Source organism: Bradyrhizobium sp. CCBAU 45321, from assembly GCF_028128975.1.
Classification (GTDB): domain Bacteria; phylum Pseudomonadota; class Alphaproteobacteria; order Rhizobiales; family Xanthobacteraceae; genus Bradyrhizobium; species Bradyrhizobium yuanmingense.
On the sequence record NZ_LFKZ01000126.1, the window covers coordinates 33,693 to 52,054 of the forward strand.

Annotated in this window: 16 protein-coding genes, 1 tRNA gene and 1 pseudogene; 8 read left to right on the forward strand and 10 right to left on the reverse strand. The window is 66.4% G+C overall.

Going from position 1 to position 18,362, the window contains the following annotated elements:
• Positions 1-77: 77 nt before the first annotated feature.
• Both ACM43_RS23560 and ACM43_RS23565 read right to left on the reverse strand, forming a co-directional pair.
• A complete protein-coding gene (locus tag ACM43_RS23560; RefSeq protein ID WP_271543163.1) occupies positions 78-290 on the reverse strand; it encodes a hypothetical protein in 213 nt (70 codons plus the stop codon).
• Between the two features lie 165 nt (positions 291-455).
• Positions 456-749 (reverse strand): hypothetical protein, encoded by a 294-nt coding sequence (locus tag ACM43_RS23565; RefSeq protein ID WP_036038816.1) that lies wholly within the window; start codon positions 747-749, stop codon positions 456-458.
• Between the two features lie 253 nt (positions 750-1,002).
• Here ACM43_RS23565 and ACM43_RS23570 point away from each other — a divergent pair, with 253 nt between their 5' ends.
• A complete protein-coding gene (locus ACM43_RS23570; protein ID WP_271543166.1) occupies positions 1,003-2,058 on the forward strand; it encodes a polysaccharide deacetylase family protein in 1,056 nt (351 codons plus the stop codon).
• A 172-nt stretch (positions 2,059-2,230) separates the two neighbouring features.
• Here the strand turns inward: ACM43_RS23570 and ACM43_RS23575 are convergent, their stop codons facing one another.
• The 5 genes from ACM43_RS23575 to ACM43_RS23595 all read right to left on the reverse strand — a co-directional run bounded on the left by ACM43_RS23575 (position 2,231) and on the right by ACM43_RS23595 (position 6,796).
• Entirely contained in the window at positions 2,231-2,620 is a 390-nt protein-coding gene (locus ACM43_RS23575; RefSeq protein WP_157285113.1) for a hypothetical protein, read from the reverse strand.
• 133 nt (positions 2,621-2,753) lie between these two features.
• Positions 2,754-2,829, reverse strand: a tRNA-Thr gene (locus ACM43_RS23580).
• 99 nt (positions 2,830-2,928) lie between these two features.
• Entirely contained in the window at positions 2,929-4,728 is a 1,800-nt protein-coding gene (locus ACM43_RS23585) for a heme biosynthesis protein HemY (RefSeq protein ID WP_271543168.1), read from the reverse strand.
• 36 nt (positions 4,729-4,764) lie between these two features.
• Positions 4,765-5,985 carry a COG4223 family protein gene (locus ACM43_RS23590; RefSeq protein ID WP_271543169.1) on the reverse strand — a complete coding sequence of 407 codons (1,221 nt, stop codon included), beginning with the start codon at positions 5,983-5,985 and terminating at the stop codon, positions 4,765-4,767.
• Between the two features lie 64 nt (positions 5,986-6,049).
• Positions 6,050-6,796 (reverse strand): uroporphyrinogen-III synthase, encoded by a 747-nt coding sequence (locus ACM43_RS23595; protein ID WP_271543170.1) that lies wholly within the window; start codon positions 6,794-6,796, stop codon positions 6,050-6,052.
• A 157-nt stretch (positions 6,797-6,953) separates the two neighbouring features.
• On the opposite strand from ACM43_RS23595, the gene tsaD reads away from it, so the two are divergent.
• The 3 genes from tsaD to ACM43_RS23610 are packed head-to-tail and all read left to right on the forward strand — an operon-like array spanning position 6,954 to position 9,420.
• Positions 6,954-8,021 (forward strand): tRNA (adenosine(37)-N6)-threonylcarbamoyltransferase complex transferase subunit TsaD, encoded by a 1,068-nt coding sequence (gene tsaD / locus ACM43_RS23600; RefSeq protein WP_271543682.1) that lies wholly within the window; start codon positions 6,954-6,956, stop codon positions 8,019-8,021.
• Positions 8,022-8,023: 2 nt separating this feature from the next.
• Complete coding sequence (locus tag ACM43_RS23605) at positions 8,024-9,004, forward strand: NAD(P)H-dependent glycerol-3-phosphate dehydrogenase (RefSeq protein ID WP_271543171.1); 981 nt, start codon at positions 8,024-8,026, stop codon at positions 9,002-9,004.
• 2 nt (positions 9,005-9,006) lie between these two features.
• The gene (locus tag ACM43_RS23610) at positions 9,007-9,420 is read left to right on the forward strand and encodes an EVE domain-containing protein (RefSeq protein ID WP_271543172.1); all 414 of its coding nucleotides are present in this window, start codon (positions 9,007-9,009) and stop codon (positions 9,418-9,420) included.
• Positions 9,421-9,512: 92 nt separating this feature from the next.
• Here the strand turns inward: ACM43_RS23610 and ACM43_RS23615 are convergent, their stop codons facing one another.
• Positions 9,513-10,607 (reverse strand): adenylate/guanylate cyclase domain-containing protein, encoded by a 1,095-nt coding sequence (locus ACM43_RS23615; RefSeq protein WP_271543684.1) that lies wholly within the window; start codon positions 10,605-10,607, stop codon positions 9,513-9,515.
• A gap of 101 nt (positions 10,608-10,708) precedes the next feature.
• Between ACM43_RS23615 and ACM43_RS23620 the strand changes: the two genes are divergently transcribed.
• Complete coding sequence (locus ACM43_RS23620) at positions 10,709-11,164, forward strand: SRPBCC family protein (RefSeq protein ID WP_036002934.1); 456 nt, start codon at positions 10,709-10,711, stop codon at positions 11,162-11,164.
• Between the two features lie 110 nt (positions 11,165-11,274).
• Here ACM43_RS23620 and ACM43_RS23625 read toward each other — a convergent pair whose 3' ends face one another.
• The gene (locus ACM43_RS23625) at positions 11,275-12,444 is read right to left on the reverse strand and encodes a DNA topoisomerase IB (protein ID WP_271543173.1); all 1,170 of its coding nucleotides are present in this window, start codon (positions 12,442-12,444) and stop codon (positions 11,275-11,277) included.
• 391 nt (positions 12,445-12,835) lie between these two features.
• Here ACM43_RS23625 and acs point away from each other — a divergent pair, with 391 nt between their 5' ends.
• Together acs and ACM43_RS23635 are read left to right on the forward strand one after the other, a co-directional pair.
• On the forward strand, positions 12,836-14,782 hold the full coding sequence (acs, locus tag ACM43_RS23630) for an acetate--CoA ligase (protein ID WP_157285120.1): 1,947 nt from the start codon (positions 12,836-12,838) through the stop codon (positions 14,780-14,782).
• 420 nt (positions 14,783-15,202) lie between these two features.
• Positions 15,203-15,718, forward strand: a complete 516-nt coding sequence (locus ACM43_RS23635; RefSeq protein WP_036024233.1) for a L,D-transpeptidase — start codon at positions 15,203-15,205, stop codon at positions 15,716-15,718.
• A gap of 53 nt (positions 15,719-15,771) precedes the next feature.
• Here ACM43_RS23635 and ACM43_RS23640 read toward each other — a convergent pair whose 3' ends face one another.
• Positions 15,772-16,356 (reverse strand): thermonuclease family protein, encoded by a 585-nt coding sequence (locus ACM43_RS23640; RefSeq protein WP_157285121.1) that lies wholly within the window; start codon positions 16,354-16,356, stop codon positions 15,772-15,774.
• A 203-nt stretch (positions 16,357-16,559) separates the two neighbouring features.
• Between ACM43_RS23640 and ACM43_RS23645 the strand changes: the two are divergent.
• Positions 16,560-18,277: pseudogene (locus ACM43_RS23645) on the forward strand (methyl-accepting chemotaxis protein).
• The last annotated feature ends 85 nt before the right edge of the window (positions 18,278-18,362 follow it).

Consider the following 18,362-nt stretch of genomic DNA (forward strand, 5'->3'; position numbering starts at 1 on the left):
CGGAATCCATTTCTCTCAGGAATTTGCCGCCTGATGGATTCCGGGCTCTCGCCTAACGGCGCGCCCCGGAATGACGATCACTGCCCATGATCCGTCAGCACCTTGTCGCAGCCCTTGCTGAGGCGGGTGCGGTTCTGCTTCAGGCAGGCGAGCACGGCGCCATCGCCATTGTTCATCACCGCGCGGCAGAAGCGCGTGACGTCGCGCGCGCAGGCATCATGGCCGGGCTGCTGTTGTGCGGAGGCGCTCGATGCGCACAGGAGCAAAGTAACGAACAGCAGTCTGGTCATTGCGCAATTGCCTCTTACCCGGAAAGACGTGCGGGCGAAGCTAGTGCGACGATCACGCACCTGCAACGGCTTTGTTGACTAGCTACAGGGCGCCGCCGCATCACCCTGGCTTCATGCCGAGGGACATGGCGAGGGGAGATGCCGGCGCAACCGCCGGCGTCTTGGTTACTGTGTGTCCTGAGCGTCAGCGACCTTGCGCGAAGCGCCCTTGGCGAGGGTCTTGTCCATCACCGCGCGGCAGCCGGCGCTGAGGTCCGAGCGATGCTTGATCATGCACGCGGTGATCTTCGGGATATTGGGGATCTCGGCCGAGCAGAGACGGAAGGCATCGCCCGTGCACATCTGCTGCGCCTCGGCCGAGAAGGCGAAGCTCGCGCCCGTCGAAGCGATCGAGACGATGGCGGCAAAGCCCAGGGCCAGGCTGGTGTCGCGGATCTTGCCGGTAAACGACTTGGTCATTTGAAGCTCCCATTGGCGCCGCCACAGCGGGGCCCGTTGTCGATGGGAGCTACGATGCTCCGGCAAAACCGTTTCCACTGTGATGACGCTCACGGGAGACCCGTCCTCTGTGATCTCAGTCACTCAGACGCAGCCCACTGAAATTCCTTCGCAACCGCTGTCGTGTTGGTGTCACGTTAACTCTTACTTCGCATTAATGGCTCGTCGCGCGGGAAATTCCGCCGGTTTGGTTGCGTAATTGGAAAGAGTAGCGATGCGTAATGCGTTGGGCCTGATGCTGGCCAGTGTAGTTGCGGCGGTCGTGATCGCCGCCGGCGGTTGGTTTTATTATTCCGCGCGCGCCGACCAGGGCGCTCCCAAGACAGTTGCCGCCCGTGCCGCCGACCCATTGCCGGCACAGGCGAAGCTCGCCGCCAAGGACGACGTCGAGACCACCGCGGCCGTCGCGGCCAAGCCGGCCGCTGCAGCTCCAGCACCTGCCCCCGTGCCGGTCATGCCGATGCAGCCGAGGCAGGCCTGCGCCAATCCGAACGCGCTGGGTGTGTCCCGCGTCGTCGAGATCGACACGACGGGCGGTCCCGGCTTCGGCTTCGAGCATTTCAAGCAGTTCGACTTCCTGACCGAGAAGGAGGTCGTGCTGACCTTCGACGACGGTCCGTGGCCGGTCAACACGCCTACGGTGTTGAAGGCGCTCGCGGACGAATGCACCAAGGGCCTGTTCTTCTCGGTCGGCAAGCACGCGACCTACCATCCGGAGATCCTGAAGCAGGTGCTGGCCCAGGGCCACACGGTGGGCACGCACACCTGGTCGCATGTCAATCTGAACAGCAAGAAGTTGACCGAGCAGCAGGTCAAGGACGAGGTCGAGAAGGGCTTCAGCGCGGTGAAATTCGCGCTCGGCACCAATCCGGCGCCGTTCTTCCGCTTTCCGCAGCTTCAGCACAATCCGGCGATGGTGAGCTATTTCGGCACCCGCAACGTCGCGATGTTCTCGACCGAAATCGACTCCTTCGACTTCAGGAAGGGCGCGACGCCGGAGAAGATCGTCGAGACCGTGATGACGAGGCTGGACAAGCTCGGCAAGGGCATCATCCTGATGCACGACTTCCAGAAGAACACGGGCCTCGCCCTGCCGACGCTGCTCGCGCGGCTGAAGGCCGGCGGTTACAAGGTCGTGCAGATGAAGGCCAAGACGAGCCTCCAGACGCTGCCGGAATATGACGAGGCGCTGATGAAGGACATGAAGGTGCCGACCGCAGGCACGAACACGCGCCCGATCGCCAGTGTGGTCCAGACGGTCTCGCAATAAGCGCGTCAAATCGAAACTCTCGCGTCATGGCCGGGCTTGTCCCGGCCATCCACGTTTTTGGATCAGGCGCGAAGACGTGGATGCCCGGGCCTTCACCGCGCCGAAGCGGCTTCGGCCGCGCAGGCGGGTCAAGCCCGGGCATGACGGCGAGATCGGGGTACTGGTCTGCGGCCTACCAATAGATGCCGTGGCGATGCAGTTCGCTGATGATGCGGCGCTCGGTCCAGCTGCGCTTGGGCTTCGGCTTGTCTGACCTTGCTGCGCTCTTCGATGCGGGCTTGGCCGTCATGACCGGCGCGGCCGTCGTAGGTGCGGTCGCCGTCGGAGCGCTCACCGCAGCCGGCGCGGAGAGCGACACCGCCGGCGGACGATCGGAATATTTCGGAGCCTCGGTGGCCGGCGCGGCTTCGCTCACGTGCGTGGTCACGGTGCTCGCCGATGTCGCAGTTTGCGGAGTGGAGGTCTGCTCGTCTGCCGCGGCGAGCGACAGGCCGCGGGAGCCGCCTGCCTGGGCGGAGGCAGAAGCCAGGAGCATGGCGGCAATCAGAATGATCTTGCGCATGTGAGGTCTCCCCGTGTTGGCGTGACGGACGGTAGGGGAGCCATGGCTGCGATTATGTGATCGCGATCACGCAGCTGAGCGAGCCTGATGCCTGGTCGATCGGAGCGCTTGGGGATCGGATGAACCGGGGCGCTGGTGCCGCAAGAGGGATTCGAACCCCCGACCCCGTCATTACGAATGACGTGCTCTACCGACTGAGCTATTGCGGCGAACCTGCCGGGACCAAAGCAATGCCGGCCCCGATACGCGCGCCCCTGATATCGGGCATGGCCCGAATTGGCAAGGACAAGCGGGAGGCGAAATACCGCTCACGCGCCCCAGCGGGACCAGAATCCGCGCCAGCCGCCCGCCTGGGCTTTGGGCGTGCCGATTTGTTCCGTAAATTCGTCGCTTGGGCCGTCGTCGTCGATCCCGGGATCGTCCGGTGCGCGGACGATCGGGATGACGGTCTGGGTCGGCGCCGAGGTGGGCTTACTGAGGTCGGCGCGGGTCCGGAAGACCGGCGTCGGCGCCGGCGGCGATGATTCGGCGGGCGCCGGAGCCGGATTCGCCGGCTCGGCGGGCGTGACGACCGGCTCGTCGACCTTCGCAGTTTGCTCCCCAGTCTCCTTGGCCACTTCCTTGGCAGCCTCCTTCGCGGCGTCCTTGGCCTGAGGGGGTGAATTGTCCTGCGCGGCCGGTGCCGGCAGCGGGGCCACCTCCGGCGGTTCCACCGCGGCTTCGCTGGGAGCGGCGGTGACCCGCTTCGGCGGCGGAGCGGCCAGCATGGCTTCCTCGAAGGCCGAGGATTCGAGCGTGGGGCCCTTGTCCGAGGGCAGGCTCGCGACCGGCGCCTGCCACTGGAACGCATCGAGGCGGCCGGTGACCGGGGAGACCGGACGCCAGCGGTCGCTGACATAGCCGTCCGCGGTCCAGGCGGGATCGAGCCGGGCGCGCACCGCGCGCAAGGTCCAGGCGCGGGCGCGGCCGCCGTCACCATGCTCTGTGCGCTCGAGCTCGGCCATCAGCAGCGCGACGCGCTGGGTCGGATCCTTGAGATAAGGCGAGAGCACCTCGCGTGCGCGGGCGAACTCCGAGGCCTCGATCGCAGCACGCGCGATCGCGAGCTGCCCTTCGACATAACCGGGCTTGTCGGCGGGGGTCTTCGCGGCGAGGGTCTCCACCCGCTGCAAGCGGTGCCATGCGGAATCGCCGAGCTTCACATGCGCATAGGCATCCGCGAGATCTGGATGCGGATTGGCGAGCCAGGCGGCTTCGACCATCTTCATGGCGCGGCGCACCTGATGCGCCTCGCTCTCGAATTTTGCCGCGAGCACGGCCGCCGGCACCAGGGTCGGCGCGAGCTTGACCGCCTCCATCACGCTCTCGCGCGCGACGTCGCGGTCCATCGTTTCCAGCTCCAGCGCACGCGCGGCGAGCAGCACACCGCGCTGCCGGCGATAGGTCGGCTTGTCGATCAGGCCCGCGGACAGATTCGAATCGAGGATCGCGAGCGCGCCGCTCCAATCGCCGCGCGCGCAGCGGAAGCCGAGCACCGCGTGCGAGGCCCAGGTCGCGGACGGCGACAGCTTGATCGCTTCCTCCGCGATCATCACGGCGCCGACCGCATCATCGGCGCGCTGCGCCTCGATGAAGAGACCGCGCAGGCCGAGCAGCCGCGTATCCTCGCGTTCGGCCATGGCGCGGAAGACGCGCTGCGCCTCGTCGCGATTGCCTTCGAGCTGCGCCGACTGCGCGTGCAAAAGCAGCGCGAGCGGATCGTTCGGTGCATGCCGCCGCGCCGCCTCGGCGTGCCGGCGCGCGAGCGCGGAATCGCCGTGGCCGATCGCGAGCAGGCCATGGGTGATGGCATGACGACCGCGGGCATGGCGCTTGTCATGACGGCGGCGGCGCAAGCGCCCTGGCATGCGCCAGATCATCGTCAGGATGCTCCAGACCAGCACGACGGAAGCGGCGAAGAGGCCGAGCAAGAACACGAACCTCGGCAGCGTCGTCGAGATGCGGAAGCTGCCCGCGGTCAGGACGAGATCGCCGGGCTGGTCGGCGACCCAGGCCGCGCCGGCCGCCGCCAGTGCGATCAAGACGAGAAAGAGGACGATGCGAAGCATGGTCGATCCCTATACGCGCCGATTGTTGCGCGAATCTTATTGAGTAGATTTGGCGAGATCCGCCATGGCATCGTCGGCGAATTTGCGGGACGCGGCGAGCGCGGCGTCGCGGGCGTCGGCTTTGTCGAGCCAGGCCTGCGCCGGGGCGCGATCAGCCTCGGGCAGCGTCTTCAGCTCGCGCCGCGCTTCGGCGAAATCGCTGCGGAGCGCCGCCGCCGTGACGCGCGTCACGATAGCGCCGCGATCGTTGCCGACGCCATCGGTGCGCTCGATCCGCACGAGCTTCGACGCGCCCGCCTGGAGCCGCTCGACAATGCCGGCCTCGCTCGACGGAGCTTCAGCCGGCGGCGACAGCTTCGGCACGATATTGAGGAGCTCGCGGCTCAGAGCAGCCGATGTCGGGATGCCGGACGATGCAAACACCTCGAGCGGCTTCAGCATATCGGGCTTGGTCGCCAGCGACCGCGCCGCGGCCAGTTGCGATTGATAGGGATCGCCGTGGCGAACGGCAACGTCGAGCAGGGACGCCGCCACCACATAGCGTAGCGGCTTGTCGTCCATCGTCTTGGCCTCGGCGATCTTCTCGCCCTGCTGCGCGAGCTCGGCCCGCTCGGTCTTGCTCGCGCGCTCGAGCTGAGCGATGCGGTCGGTGAGCGCGGCAAGATCGGGCGCGGCACTCGGCGGTGCGGATTTCGCATCGTTCAGCGCGCTCGCCGTCTTGTCGAACTGCGCGCGCAAATTGGCGATGTCGCCGCGCAGTGCGCTCGCCGCTTTCTCCAACGCGTCGATCCGCGCGACTTGGGCCGGATCGGCCGCGGGCCTCGCGGCCCTGGCTTCGACCGCGGCAACGCGTCCGCTCAGCACATCGACGGTCGCACTGGTGACCTGCGGCGCGGCCGGCGGGGCCTGCACCGCGGGCCAGCCCAGCATCCAGCCGACTGCGATCACGACCGCAGCCGCGGCAACGCCGGAGAACGGCGCGATGATCCAGGGGGAAATCGGCGCCGATACAGGCGCCGCCGCGGAGGCCTGCTGCTCTGCCGATTCGGACTGAGGCTCGGCCTTGACCTGTTCCGAGCCGGGCTCCTCCACCCTGGCCGGCTCCTGCGCGACGTGCTCGGATGCCTCGGGCTCGCCCGCGACCTGCTGCGGCTGGGTCGAGACTTCCGTCGCCTCGAGGTCGATGGTGGGCGGGGTGCGCTTGGCACGACCCGGCTCGGGCGCCAATCCAGCGTCTTCAGGCTTGTCGTCGGCCATCGTGACGGTTCCTCACACTTCCATACCAGGGATGGATTAGATTGCGTCGGATTCGGCCCGACCTTTACGCCAAACGGGTCCGCAACGCACGCTCCAAGGTGTCGAATAAGGCAGTTTCGTCCGGCGTTGCGGCCACCAGAACCTGTGACGCGCCGGCATCGCGCAGCACGCCCGCAACGGTCTCGGACAGGCAGCAATGCGGGATCGCCAGCGCCGAAATTTCGACACCTTCGTCCCGCGCCGCATCGAGGAACGCACGTGCGCTACGCCGGGAGTAGTGCAGCACCGCCTCGATCCCGTGGGCGGCAAAGCCCTCGCACACCTCGCGCGGCAGATGCTTCACCGGCGCCATGCGGTAGGTCGTCTGCGTCACCACGCGGAAACCTCCCGCGCCGAGCTCGCCGCCGAGGTCGCGCGACAGATCCGCGCCGGCGAGATACAGCAGCGTGCTGTTTTTCTTCAGCACCTTGTCGCACGCGCTCTGCATCACCTTGTCGCGCAAGGACGCTGCGTCGCCCCCGGCGACGATCACCTCGGCAAAACCAGCCTCTCGCGCCGCTGCAGCCGTATGTTCGCCGACCGCGTACAATGGTAGCTCCAGCAGACCGAGGTCCGGCAATTGCGGCGCTATGGCGCGAATCGCGTTGGCCGAGGTGACGAGAACGGCATCATAAGAAACTTCGCTCTCGCCTTGGAAGGCGACCGGCTCGAGCTTGAGTGCCGGCGCAAGCAGTACCGCATGCCCGCGCGTGCGCAGATTGTCCGCCGTCGCCGCATTGTCGGGATGCGGCCGTGTGACAAGAATGGACATCGCTGCTGTTCCCGGACCATTTGGCGGTGACGCATTGACCAGAACGGCTGCGCGTGACGATTGCGCAAGCCGACCCCGGGATGCTACCGGACGTACCAGAACTCTGCTTTATGGATGAGCGCAAGGGCGCAAATTGGATAACAATTCGCCAATGCTGGTGCTGGGCATCGAAACCACCTGCGACGAGACCGCCGCGGCCGTGATCGAACGCGCGGCCGACGGCAAGGGCAAGATCCTGTCCAACATCGTGCGGTCGCAGATCGCCGAGCATGCCCGCTTCGGCGGCGTGGTGCCGGAGATCGCCGCGCGCGCGCATGTCGACGTGCTCGATGGGATTATCGATCGCGCCATGAACGAGGCCGGCATCGAGTATGCTCAGCTCGACGGCGTCGCGGCGGCCGCGGGGCCCGGGCTGATCGGCGGCGTCATCGTCGGACTCACCACCGCGAAGGCGATCGCGATGGTGCACGACACGCCGCTGGTCGCGGTGAACCATCTCGAAGCGCATGCGCTGACGCCGCGTCTCACCGACGGCATCGAATTTCCCTATTGCCTCTTCCTCGCCTCCGGCGGCCATACCCAGATCGTCGCGGTCACCGGCGTCGGCCAATATGTGCGGCTCGGCACCACGGTCGACGACGCCATCGGCGAGGCCTTCGACAAGGTCGCGAAGATGCTGGGCCTGCCCTATCCCGGCGGCCCGCAGGTCGAGCGCGCGGCGGCAGGCGGCGATGCCACGCGCTTTGCGTTTCCCCGGCCGATGCAGGGGCGCCCCGATGCCAATTTCTCGCTGTCGGGACTGAAAACGGCGGTGCGCACCGAAGCGAGCCGGCTGGCCGAGCTCATGCCGCAGGACATCAGCGATCTCTGCGCGAGCTTCCAGGCCGCCGTGCTCGATTCAACGGCCGACCGGCTGAGCGTCGGCCTGAAGCTTTTCCGCGAGCAGTTCGGCGCACCGCGCGCGCTGGTCGCCGCCGGCGGCGTCGCCGCCAATCAGGCGATCCGCGGCGCGCTTGACGATGTCGCGAGGCAGGCCGGGACGCAGCTGATCATGCCACCGCCCGCGCTGTGCACCGACAACGGGGCCATGATCGCCTGGGCCGGCGCCGAGCGCCTGGCGCTCGGCCTGACCGACACGATGGACGCGCAGCCGCGCGCACGCTGGCTGCTCGATGCCAACGCGACGGCGCCCGCGGGCTACGGCAAGACTCGGGCGGGATTCTAGGGATGGCCGCGTTCCAATCCGTCGCAGTGATCGGCGCGGGCGCCTGGGGTACGGCGCTGGCGACGGTGGCGGCGCGAGCAGGGCGAAACGTGACGCTGTGGGCACGCAATGCCGAACATAGCGTGCGGATCGCATCGACGCGCGACAATCCGCGGCTGCCCGGGATTCGGATCGTGCCTGAGATCGTCGTGACGAGCGATCTGGCGCTCGCCGCGCGTGCCGACATGCTGCTGATCGCGACGCCGGCGCAACATTTGCGCGGTGCCGTCAACATGCTGGCCTCGCACATCACGAAAGCGGTGCCGATCGTCGCCTGCGCCAAGGGTATCGAGCACGGCACCCACAAGTTCATGACCGACGTGATCGCCGAGGCCGCGCCGCACGCGCGGCCGGCGATCCTGTCGGGGCCGAGCTTTGCCGACGACGTCGCACGCGGCCTGCCGACGGCAGTGACCCTGGCGGCAAGCGATGAGGCGCTCGCCAGCAGCCTGGTGCAGGCGCTGGGCTCGCCGACATTCCGCCCCTATCACTCCACCGACATTCGCGGCGTCGAGATCGGTGGCGCCGCCAAGAACGTGCTGGCGATCGCGGTCGGCATTGCGGTCGGGCGCAAGCTCGGCGCCTCCGCGCAGGCGGCGCTCACGACCCGCGGCTTTGCCGAGCTGACGCGCCTCGGCCGTGCGCTCGGCGCACGCAGCGAGACGCTCACCGGCCTGTCGGGCCTCGGTGATCTCATTCTGACCTGCTCGAGCCCGCAATCGCGCAATTTCGCGCTCGGCCTCGCGCTCGGACGCGGCGAGCAGCCGCCCGCCGGCAAGCTCGCCGAGGGTGAGTTCACCGCCCCCGTGCTGATCGAGCTCGCGGCTTCGCAAGACATCGAATTGCCGGTATCCGAGGCGGTCGCATCGATCCTGAGCGGCCGAAGCACGATCGATGCCGCGATCTCGGCGCTGATGACGCGCCCCTTCAAGGCGGAGGAATAAGCTTGGCGTACTGGCTCGTGAAATCCGAACCGTCGGTGTGGTCCTGGGACCAGCAGGTTGCGAAGGGCGCCAAGGGCGAGGCCTGGACCGGCGTGCGCAATTTCACCGCGCGTCAGAACCTCGTGAACATGAAGAAGGGCGACAAGGCGTTCTTCTATCATTCCAACGAGGGCAAGGAGATCGTCGGCATCGCCGAGATCATCAAGGAGGCCTATCCCGATCCAACCGACAAGACCGGCAAATTCGTCTGCGTCGACATCAAGGCCGACAAACCCTTGAAGACGCCGGTGACGATGGTCGCGATCAAGGCGGAGAAGAAGCTCGCGGATATGGCGCTGGTGAAATATTCGCGCCTGTCGGTGCAGCCGGTGACGGCGGAGGAGTGGAAGCTCGTCTGCAAGATGGGCGGGCTGTAGTTACGTCGTTTCGTAGCCCGGATGGAGCGCAGCGCAATCCGGGAAAGTCTCGATTGAAGCCCGATCCCGGATTACGCTTCGCTCCATCCGGGCTACGATATCCGGGCTTGCGATTCCTCCAGCGCAAACACCTCGCACGGTGCGGCAATGCCGCGCAGCGAGTGCGACCCGAGCGCAACCAGCGGCATCTCCGTCTCGGCGGCGAGCGCGCCCGACACCAGCACCGTCCGGCCCAGCGGCTTGCACAATCCCTCCAGACGGCTGGCGAGATTGACGGCGGGGCCGATCGCGGTGAAGTCGAGCCGGTTGGCGGCGCCGATATTGCCCCAGAGCATCTCGCCGAGATGGAGCGCGGCGCCAAACGACAAAGGCGGCAGCCCTTGCGCGCGGCGCTCCTTGTTGAGGTACGCCATGCCCGCTTCGGCTGCGCTTGCCGCGCGCAGCGCGGCATCGCAGGCGCGGCGCGGTGACGCCTCGAGCACCGGAAAGATCGCGAGCACGCCGTCGCCGATGAATTTCAGCACCTCGCCGCCGAAGGCGTGAACCGCGCCGGCGATGCGATCAAACCAGGCATCGAGCGCCGCAATGACACCGGCCGGCGGGGTGGTCTCCGACAGGCTCGTGAAATTGCGCAGGTCCGCATAGAGCAGTGCGGCCTGGATGGTCTCGCCGAGATCGCGGCGCAGAGGCGCCGCCAGTACCCGCTCCGCGCTGCGCGTGCCGAGGTATGCATCGAGCGTTGCCCGCAAGGTGGCGCGCGCGGCGAGCACGGCCAGCGGCGTTGCGGCGAAACGCGCGGCCTGACGCAATTGCTCGATCTCATCTGCCGTGAATGGGCGCGGTCCGATCCAGCCGAGCAGCGGTCCAGCAGGCCGTCCGGCGACATCTTCATGCACCTCGCCGCGCGCGATATCGCGCAGCCAGCGGCGGCCGGCGTCGTCGGGTGGATCGGGCGCGAGGCCGCCCGGCGCGAAGCCGAGCGCTTCGATCACCTGGCCGCTATCGGCACGCCACAGCCAGGTCCGCTTCGCGATCAGCGGATGCGGCACCTCCAGCGTCAGGGCGCCTGCCGCGAGCGGCACGCCGTCGGCGACCAGATGCGCGCCGAGCTCCGCGAGCAGGTGGTCGGCCCCGCGACAATCCGAGGCCGCATCGAGGAGCCAGGCGAGGGTCGGGGAGAGCTGCATCAGGCGATCATGGCGAAACAGGGCCGTCTTTGCCACGGGCAATCCTTGACGAAGCGCAGGGCCGCCGCCATGTCCCATCGTCAGACCAGGGATGATCGCCGATGCCCGAGCCATTCATAGTGCGACGCGAGACCCAGATCGCGGCGCCGCGCGCCACTGTCTTCGCCTACCTCACCGACCCCGAAAAGATCCTGAGCTGGATGGGCTCCGACGCAACCACGGAGCCTTATCCCGGCGGGCTCTACCTGCTCAAGGGCGTCAGCCCGGACGGCGCCGCCGCCCGCGGCGCGTTCCGCGAGGTCGTGCCGGTGCATCGTCTGGCCTACACGTTCGGGTGGGAGGGCGGTCAGGAAGTGCCGCCCGGCTCGAGCCTGATCGAGATCGACCTGATCGAGCAGGACGGCGGCACGCTGCTGCGCATGACCCACAGCGGCCTGCCGAACGAAGCGCAGGCGGCCGCTCATGCAACGGGTTGGGCGCACTACCTTGAGCGGCTCACGATCGCAGCCGCAGGCGGCGATCCCGGTCCGGACAAGGGTGTGTCAGATAAGAAGTAGCTCTCGTAGGGTGGGCAACGGCGCGCTCTTCGCGCCGTGCCCACCACCCGTCACCATGGGCAAATGGTGGGCACGCTTCGCTTTGCCCACCCTACGAGAGCGTCACTTCGTTACACCGCCGCGGTTGCCACCACCTGCGCCAGCAACTGCTCGCGCCTGGCCTGCGAGCGCTGACCCGTCATGGTCGCGGCGAAGCGCTCGAGGATGCCATCCTCGAAGGCGGTGACGATGGTGTCGTGGACGTAGCTCTTGCGGCAGATCGCCGGCGTGTTGGAGAGCTGGTCGGCGGCGGCGCGGATCGCATCCAGCACCTGCTTCTTGCGGCCGCGCTGGCTGCTCGCCGGCGTGATCCGCGACAGCGATTCCACCACGACGGCGGACGCCATCAGCGTGCGGAAATCTTTCAGCGAGATCTTGATGCCGGCAATCTCGCGCAGAAACGCGTTCACCTGGGTGGTGTTGACCGCGCGCACGATGCCGGAGGCATCGCGATACTGGAACATGCGCTTGCCGGGAACGCTCTGCAAAATGCCAATGGCGCGCACCAGCTTGGCGGCGTCGCACTCTTTGCGCACCGCCTTGCCACCCTTGGCCTTGAAGGTCAGCACGAAGCAATCGTCTTCCAGCGTGACGTTTGACTTCAGCAGCGTGGTCGCGCCGCGGGTGCCGTTGAGGCGGGCGTAAGATTCATTGCCGGGGCGGATTGCGGTGCGCGCGATCAGCTCGATCACGGCCGAGAGCGCGAACTCGCGCGTCGGCTCGTCCCCTGACAGGAACGCCGAGACCTTGCGCCGAATTTTCGGCAGCGCGCCGACGAGCTTTGCCAGGCGATGCGCCTTGCGCTGCTCGCGGACCTTCTCCCAGTCGGCGTGATAGCGGTATTGCAGCCGGCCCGCGGCATCGCGGCCCACCGCCTGAAGGTGCGAGTTCGGATCGGCGGAGTAGCGCACCTCGCGATAGGCCGGCGGCACCGCCATGGCGTGCAGCCGCCGGATGGTGCGGGCGTCGCGGATATGCGCGCCGTTGGGACGGACGAAGGAATAGCCCTTGCCGCGCCTGATACGACGGATGGTCAGCTCGTTTTGGTCGCCGAGCCGCAAGCCGAGCTCCTTGGCGAGGGCCTCGACCGTCGCCGCAGGCGCCGTGTCATAGGTCTTCTTGGGGCTCGGGCGCCTGAAACCGCCCGGTTTCGGCCATTGTCCGAGGGCCTTGGCCAGGGCAATGGCTGCAGGATCGGCTGAAGCGGGCCGTATCGTCCCGAGATTCTGCTGATCCATCATGGTCTTACGCCTTAGCCCTGTCCTGTTGTCGATCAATGCCGCTGTTGTGATTTTTGTTCCGAGGGGTCTCTTTGGACCCGGGTTGGCCATTTAGGGTGTTCCGAACACGATTGCGAGTCCCGAATCAGCGAGAAGAGGTTGCTAAATACCTCTCCTCGGCGCATGGGGGGTCTGCAGCGTCCCTGCTGGCGGTTTGGGTAAAGAGCCGGAAGGCGCCCGTCGCCCTGTTTCAGATTTGCGACAGCGACCCGCCCAGACCTTGATCCTCCGCATGGCCGGCTGCCCGTCGAAGGTCCAGCTTGTGCTCCTTGTCGGGTCCGGTTAGCCCGACGCATAATCCATCGAATGATGCTGCCGGCATTGCCTGAGCTTGCCGCATGTGGAGGGAAGCATGTCCGAGAAGATCTACGATATCCCCGCGGAGTGGGCGAAGCGCGCCTGGGTCGACCAGGCCAAGTACAAGGAGATGTACGCCCGTTCGATCTCGGACCCGAACGGTTTCTGGGCGGAGCAGGCCAAGCGCATCGACTGGATGAAGGCGCCGACTAAAATCGAGAACGTCTCGTTCGCGCCGGGCAACATCTCGATCAAATGGTTCGAGGACGGCGTGCTCAACGTCGCCTACAACTGCATCGACCGGCATCTGCCTGCGCGCGCCAACCAGACTGCGATCATCTGGGAAGGCGACGATCCCTCGCAGTCCAAGCACATCACCTACAAGGAGCTGCACGACGAGGTCTGCCGGATGGCCAACATCCTGCGCACCCGCAACGTCGGGAAGGGCGACCGCGTCACCATCTACCTGCCGATGATCCCGGAAGCTGCTTACGCGATGCTTGCCTGCGCGCGGATCGGCGCGATCCACTCCGTGGTGTTCGCGGGCTTCTCGCCTGACAGCCTCGCCCAACGCATCAACGACTGCCAATCCAAGGTGATCATCACCGCGGACGAAGGCCTGCGCGGCGGCAAGAAGGTGCCGCTGAAGGCCAATGTCGATGCGGCGCTCAGCAAGGCCGACGGCGTCGACTGGGTCGTCGTGGTCAAGCGCACCGGCGCCAAGGTCGACATGAACCCGACGCGCGACCTCTGGTACCACGAGGCGGCGGCGATGGTGACCACGGAATGCCCGGTCGAGCACATGCACGCCGAGGACCCGCTGTTCATCCTCTACACGTCGGGCTCGACCGGCCAGCCCAAGGGCGTGCTGCACACCTCCGGCGGCTATCTCGTGTTCGCCTCGATGACGCATCAATACGTCTTCGACTATCACGACGGCGACATCTACTGGTGCACCGCCGACGTCGGCTGGGTCACCGGCCACAGCTACATCCTCTATGGGCCGCTCGCCAACGGCGCGACCACGCTGATGTTCGAGGGCGTGCCCAATTATCCGGATAATTCGCGGTTCTGGAACGTCATCGACAAGCACAAGGTCAACATCTTCTACACCGCGCCGACCGCGATCCGCGCGCTGATGCAGTCCGGCGACGAACCGGTGAAGAAGACCTCGCGCGCCTCGCTCCGTCTGCTCGGCTCGGTCGGCGAGCCCATCAATCCCGAAGCCTGGGAGTGGTATCACCGCGTCGTCGGCGACGACCGCTGCCCGATCGTCGACACGTGGTGGCAGACCGAGACCGGCGGCATTCTGATCACGCCGCTGCCGGGCGCGACCAAGCTGAAGCCCGGCTCGGCGACGCAACCGTTCTTCGGCGTGGTGCCTGAGATCGTCGATGCCGACGGCAAGGTGCTGGAAGGCGAGACATCAGGCAATCTCTGCCTGACGCGCTCGTGGCCGGGCCAGATGCGCACGGTCTACGGCGACCATGCCCGCTTCGAGCAGACCTATTTCTCGACCTATAAGGGCAAGTACTTCACCGGCGACGGCTGCCGCCGCGACGCCGACGGCTATTACTGGATCACCGGCCGCGTCGACGACGTCATCAACGTCTCCGGCCACCGCATGGGCACCGCCGAAGTCGAGAGCGCGCTGGTCGCGCATGAGAAGGTGTCGGAAGCCGCCGTCGTCGGCTTCCCGCACGACATCAAGGGTCAGGGCATCTACGCCTATGTCACCCTGATGGCCGGCGTGCAGCCGAGCGACGAACTGCGCAAGGAGCTCGTGACCTGGGTGCGCAAGGAGATCGGCCCGATCGCCTCGCCCGACCAGATCCAGTTCGCCCCGGGCCTGCCCAAGACCCGCTCCGGCAAGATCATGCGCCGCATCCTGCGCAAGATCGCCGAGGACGAGCCGGGCAGCCTCGGCGACACCTCGACGCTCGCCGATCCCGCCGTTGTCGATGATCTCGTCAAGAACCGGCAGAACAAGAAGTCGGCGTAAGGCGAGTTCGTGCCCCGGACGCAGCGCAGCGCTCCTTCAGCGGTGCGCTGCTGAGCCGGGGCCCAGCGATCGACCGAAAGAAAGAACTGGGTCCCGGATCGGCGGTCCGCCTCGCTGCGCTTGTCCGGGACACGAGAGCGCGTGTCCCTCTCAACCAACGGCCATTCACACCCTCACGCTGTTGTCAGCGGGCGCGGCAGCGCGCCTGCATCTTTCCCGCCGAGTGTTGTTTTCTGGTCATTTACTTTATTTCGAACATTTCCTTTGTTCCCCCTGCTGGCCTGCCCTCGGCAGCCGCGCGCGGAAACCATTGGGTTAACGGGCGCCGTTAAGAATGAGCATCGACGAGGGCTTGGTGCGGCGACGATTGCCGGTTCTGCGTCATTTTGGACGATCCGATTTGGGCAAGGGGAAGCATCGATGTCGATGAGGATTGCGGTGGCGCTGGCCGCCACCATCGCGGCTGGGGCCTTGACGTCGACGGCGGCGCAGGCGCGGCCGGAAATGGTGGGGGCGCACCTGGCCGACTATTCGCCGGGCACCATCGTGGTCAAAACCAGCGAGCGGCGGCTTTATCTCATCCTCGGGAACGGCCAGGCCGTGCGCTATCCGGTCGGCGTCGGCAAAGCCGGCAAGCAGTGGGCCGGCACCACGAAGATCGACGGCAAATATCTCAATCCGGCCTGGGCGCCGCCCGCCGAGGTGAAGCGCGACAAGCCTGGTATCCCCGACGTCATTCCGGGCGGCTCGCCGCGCAACCCGATGGGCGTTGCGGCGATGACGCTCGCCGGCGGCGAATATGCGATCCATGGCACCAACGTGCCGGGCTCGATCGGGGGCTTCGTCTCCTATGGCTGCATCCGCATGCTCAACGACGACATCACCGATCTCTACGGCCGCGTCTCCGTCGGCACGACGGTGGTCGTGACGCGCTGATCGCCTGAATCAGCCGAGATGAAATGAAAGGCCGCGTCTTCGACGCGGCCTTTTTATTGCCAGAACCGCCAGCCGCGCGCGCACCAGCCGTCGCGATGGCCGCCATTGTAGCTGCGCACGAAGCCGCCGGCGAGCAGTGCCGCCGAAACGTTCGCAGTCCGCCGGGTCGCGACGTCGGCGAGGACTCGGCCGTATTTGTCGGGAGCGAGATTGGTAATGGTCACTCCGCCCTGGCCGAGCAGATCGCGCAAGGCACGGGCCGCAGCTTCGGCCTTGTCCAGCTCCTCCTGGCAGGATGCTTTCAATTCGGGCGCATCGATGCCGCGCAGCCGAATGCGGACCACGGGATCGCGTCCCTCGTGCAGACGAACACGGGCGAGAAAAGTGTCGCCATCGATGGCGCGGATGAATTCGACGGGACGCACATCCGCGTGGCCGGTCTGCTGAAGAACGATCTCGGCATCTCCAGTGCGATCAGTATCGGGAACAGGCCAGTGCGTTCCATGGCGGAATGTGAGCACGACGGCCAGCGCGATGCCCACTACGAACATCCAGGGCAATAGGCCGGAGAAGCGGCGGCCGAACGGCGAGCCGCTGAACTGCGGCCGATAGGAATTGGGGCGATCCTGGAAACGCATCAGCTCACGCTATGACTGAGTCGGGGGAATTCACAAGCATGAGCGCGTCCATGAACGAAGCCGAATGCGCCCGGAGGCCATGCACGAAAGTACCGTCTCTCAAAGAAGTCAGCCGTAGTTCTACTGGGGATTCGCGAATATTTTCCAATTCTCAATCATTGGTTGCGAATAGCTGTTATACGACAAACCGAGGGGAGATTGCCGTGAGGTCATTCAGGTTTCGCATTGGAACAAAGCTCGGCATCGTGACGGGCGTGAGCGTCGTGCTGGTCGGCGGCATGCTGACCAATCAGATGCTCGGCAACCGCTCCATTGCCGAATCCAATCGCCTCGTCACGATCAACTATCTCAACAAGGGCAATGCGCAGGCGGCTCAGACGGCGATGGCACGCGCGCAGCTCGCCGCTCTCGAACTCGGCTCGGCACCGTCAGCCGGAGAGGTGGACAGGCTCCTTGAGCTTCTCCGCACCCGGGCCGGCGAAGCCGGCACCGAAATCGATGCCGCGAGAGAGCGGGCGACCCGCAAGGTCACACAGGACGCTTACCGCGAGACCAAGAAATTCGTCGATGCGTATCTGGCCAGCGGCGTCGAGCTCGCCGCGGCGCAAAAGGCGGTCATCGCCGCCCCCGCGGGTGGCGCCAAGCTTGCTGCCGAGTCGGCTAGGGCAAGCATTCTCGCAGAGCATATGCGTCCGGCAGCGCAGGAAGTCAGCAAGCGCATCGACGATCTCGTCGGCGTCGCCAACGAATTCGCCGCGCGCCGCAAGGGCGAGATGCTGGCCGAGCTGGACCGCGTCGCCAATTTCGCTTTGATCGTCGGCCTATTCGTCGTCCTGACGTTGGTCGGCTCCGCAGTCTTTTCCGTCTTGAACGTCGCCCGTCCGATCCGTCGCATCGGCAATGTGCTCCTGCAGCTCGCCGGAGGCAACAAGGCGATCGAAATCCCTACACTCGCCGTGGCGACGAGGTCGGCGACAACGCCCGCGCGGCACAGGCCTTCAAGGAAAATCTGATCCGCATCGAGCAGATGGAAGCCGAGCAGAAGAACCATCAAGCCGCTGCGGCCGCTCAGCGCAAGCAGGAGATGACGCGGCTTGCCAACGCGTTCGAAACTGCGGTCGGCGGCATCATCAACTCGGTGTCGGCTGCATCCCAGGAGCTCGAATCCGCTGCCGGCACGTTGTCGGGTACGGCCGAACAAACCCAGCAGCTCTCCGGAATGGTCGCCGCCGCCTCGGAGGAAGCCTCGACCAATGTCGGGGCCGTGGCGTCCGCGGCCGAGGAAATGAGCACGTCGGTCGTCGAGATCGGCCGTCAGGTGCACGATTCCAGCCGTATCGCCGGCGATGCGGTCAAGCAGGCCGAGCGCACCGATGCCCGGATCAACGAGCTGCTCAAGGCGGCGGGCCGCATCGGCGACGTCGTCAAATTGATCACGGCGATCGCCGAACAGACCAACCTCCTGGCGCTAAACGCAACGATCGAGGCGGCCCGCGCCGGCGAGTCCGGCCGCGGCTTTGCGGTCGTGGCGAGCGAGGTCAAGGCGCTCGCGGCGCAAACCGCGCGAGCGACCGAGGAAATCAGCGCGCAGATCGCCGGCATGCAATCGGCAACGCAGGACTCCGTCGGAGCGATCAAGGAAATCGGAACGACCATCGGCCGCATCTCCGATATTTCGACGACCATTGCCGCGACGATCGAACAGCAGGGCGCAGCGACGGCCGAGATTGCGCGAAACGTCAGCGAAGCCGCCAAGGGAACGGTCGAAGTCGCGGACAAGATCGCCCAGGTCAGCCATGGCGCGAGCGCGACCGGCGCGGCGTCGGGACAAGTGTTGGCGTCGGCGCGTTCACTGTCGAGCGAAAGCAGCCTCCTGAAGACGGAGGTCGAGAAGTTCCTCAGCACCGTGCGCGCCGCGTAATGCGCAACGAAGCGGCGAGCACGATTGCCGTGCTCGCCGGACATTCATGAAGCCCCCGGGATTGCCCGGGTTTGACCGGGGTCAT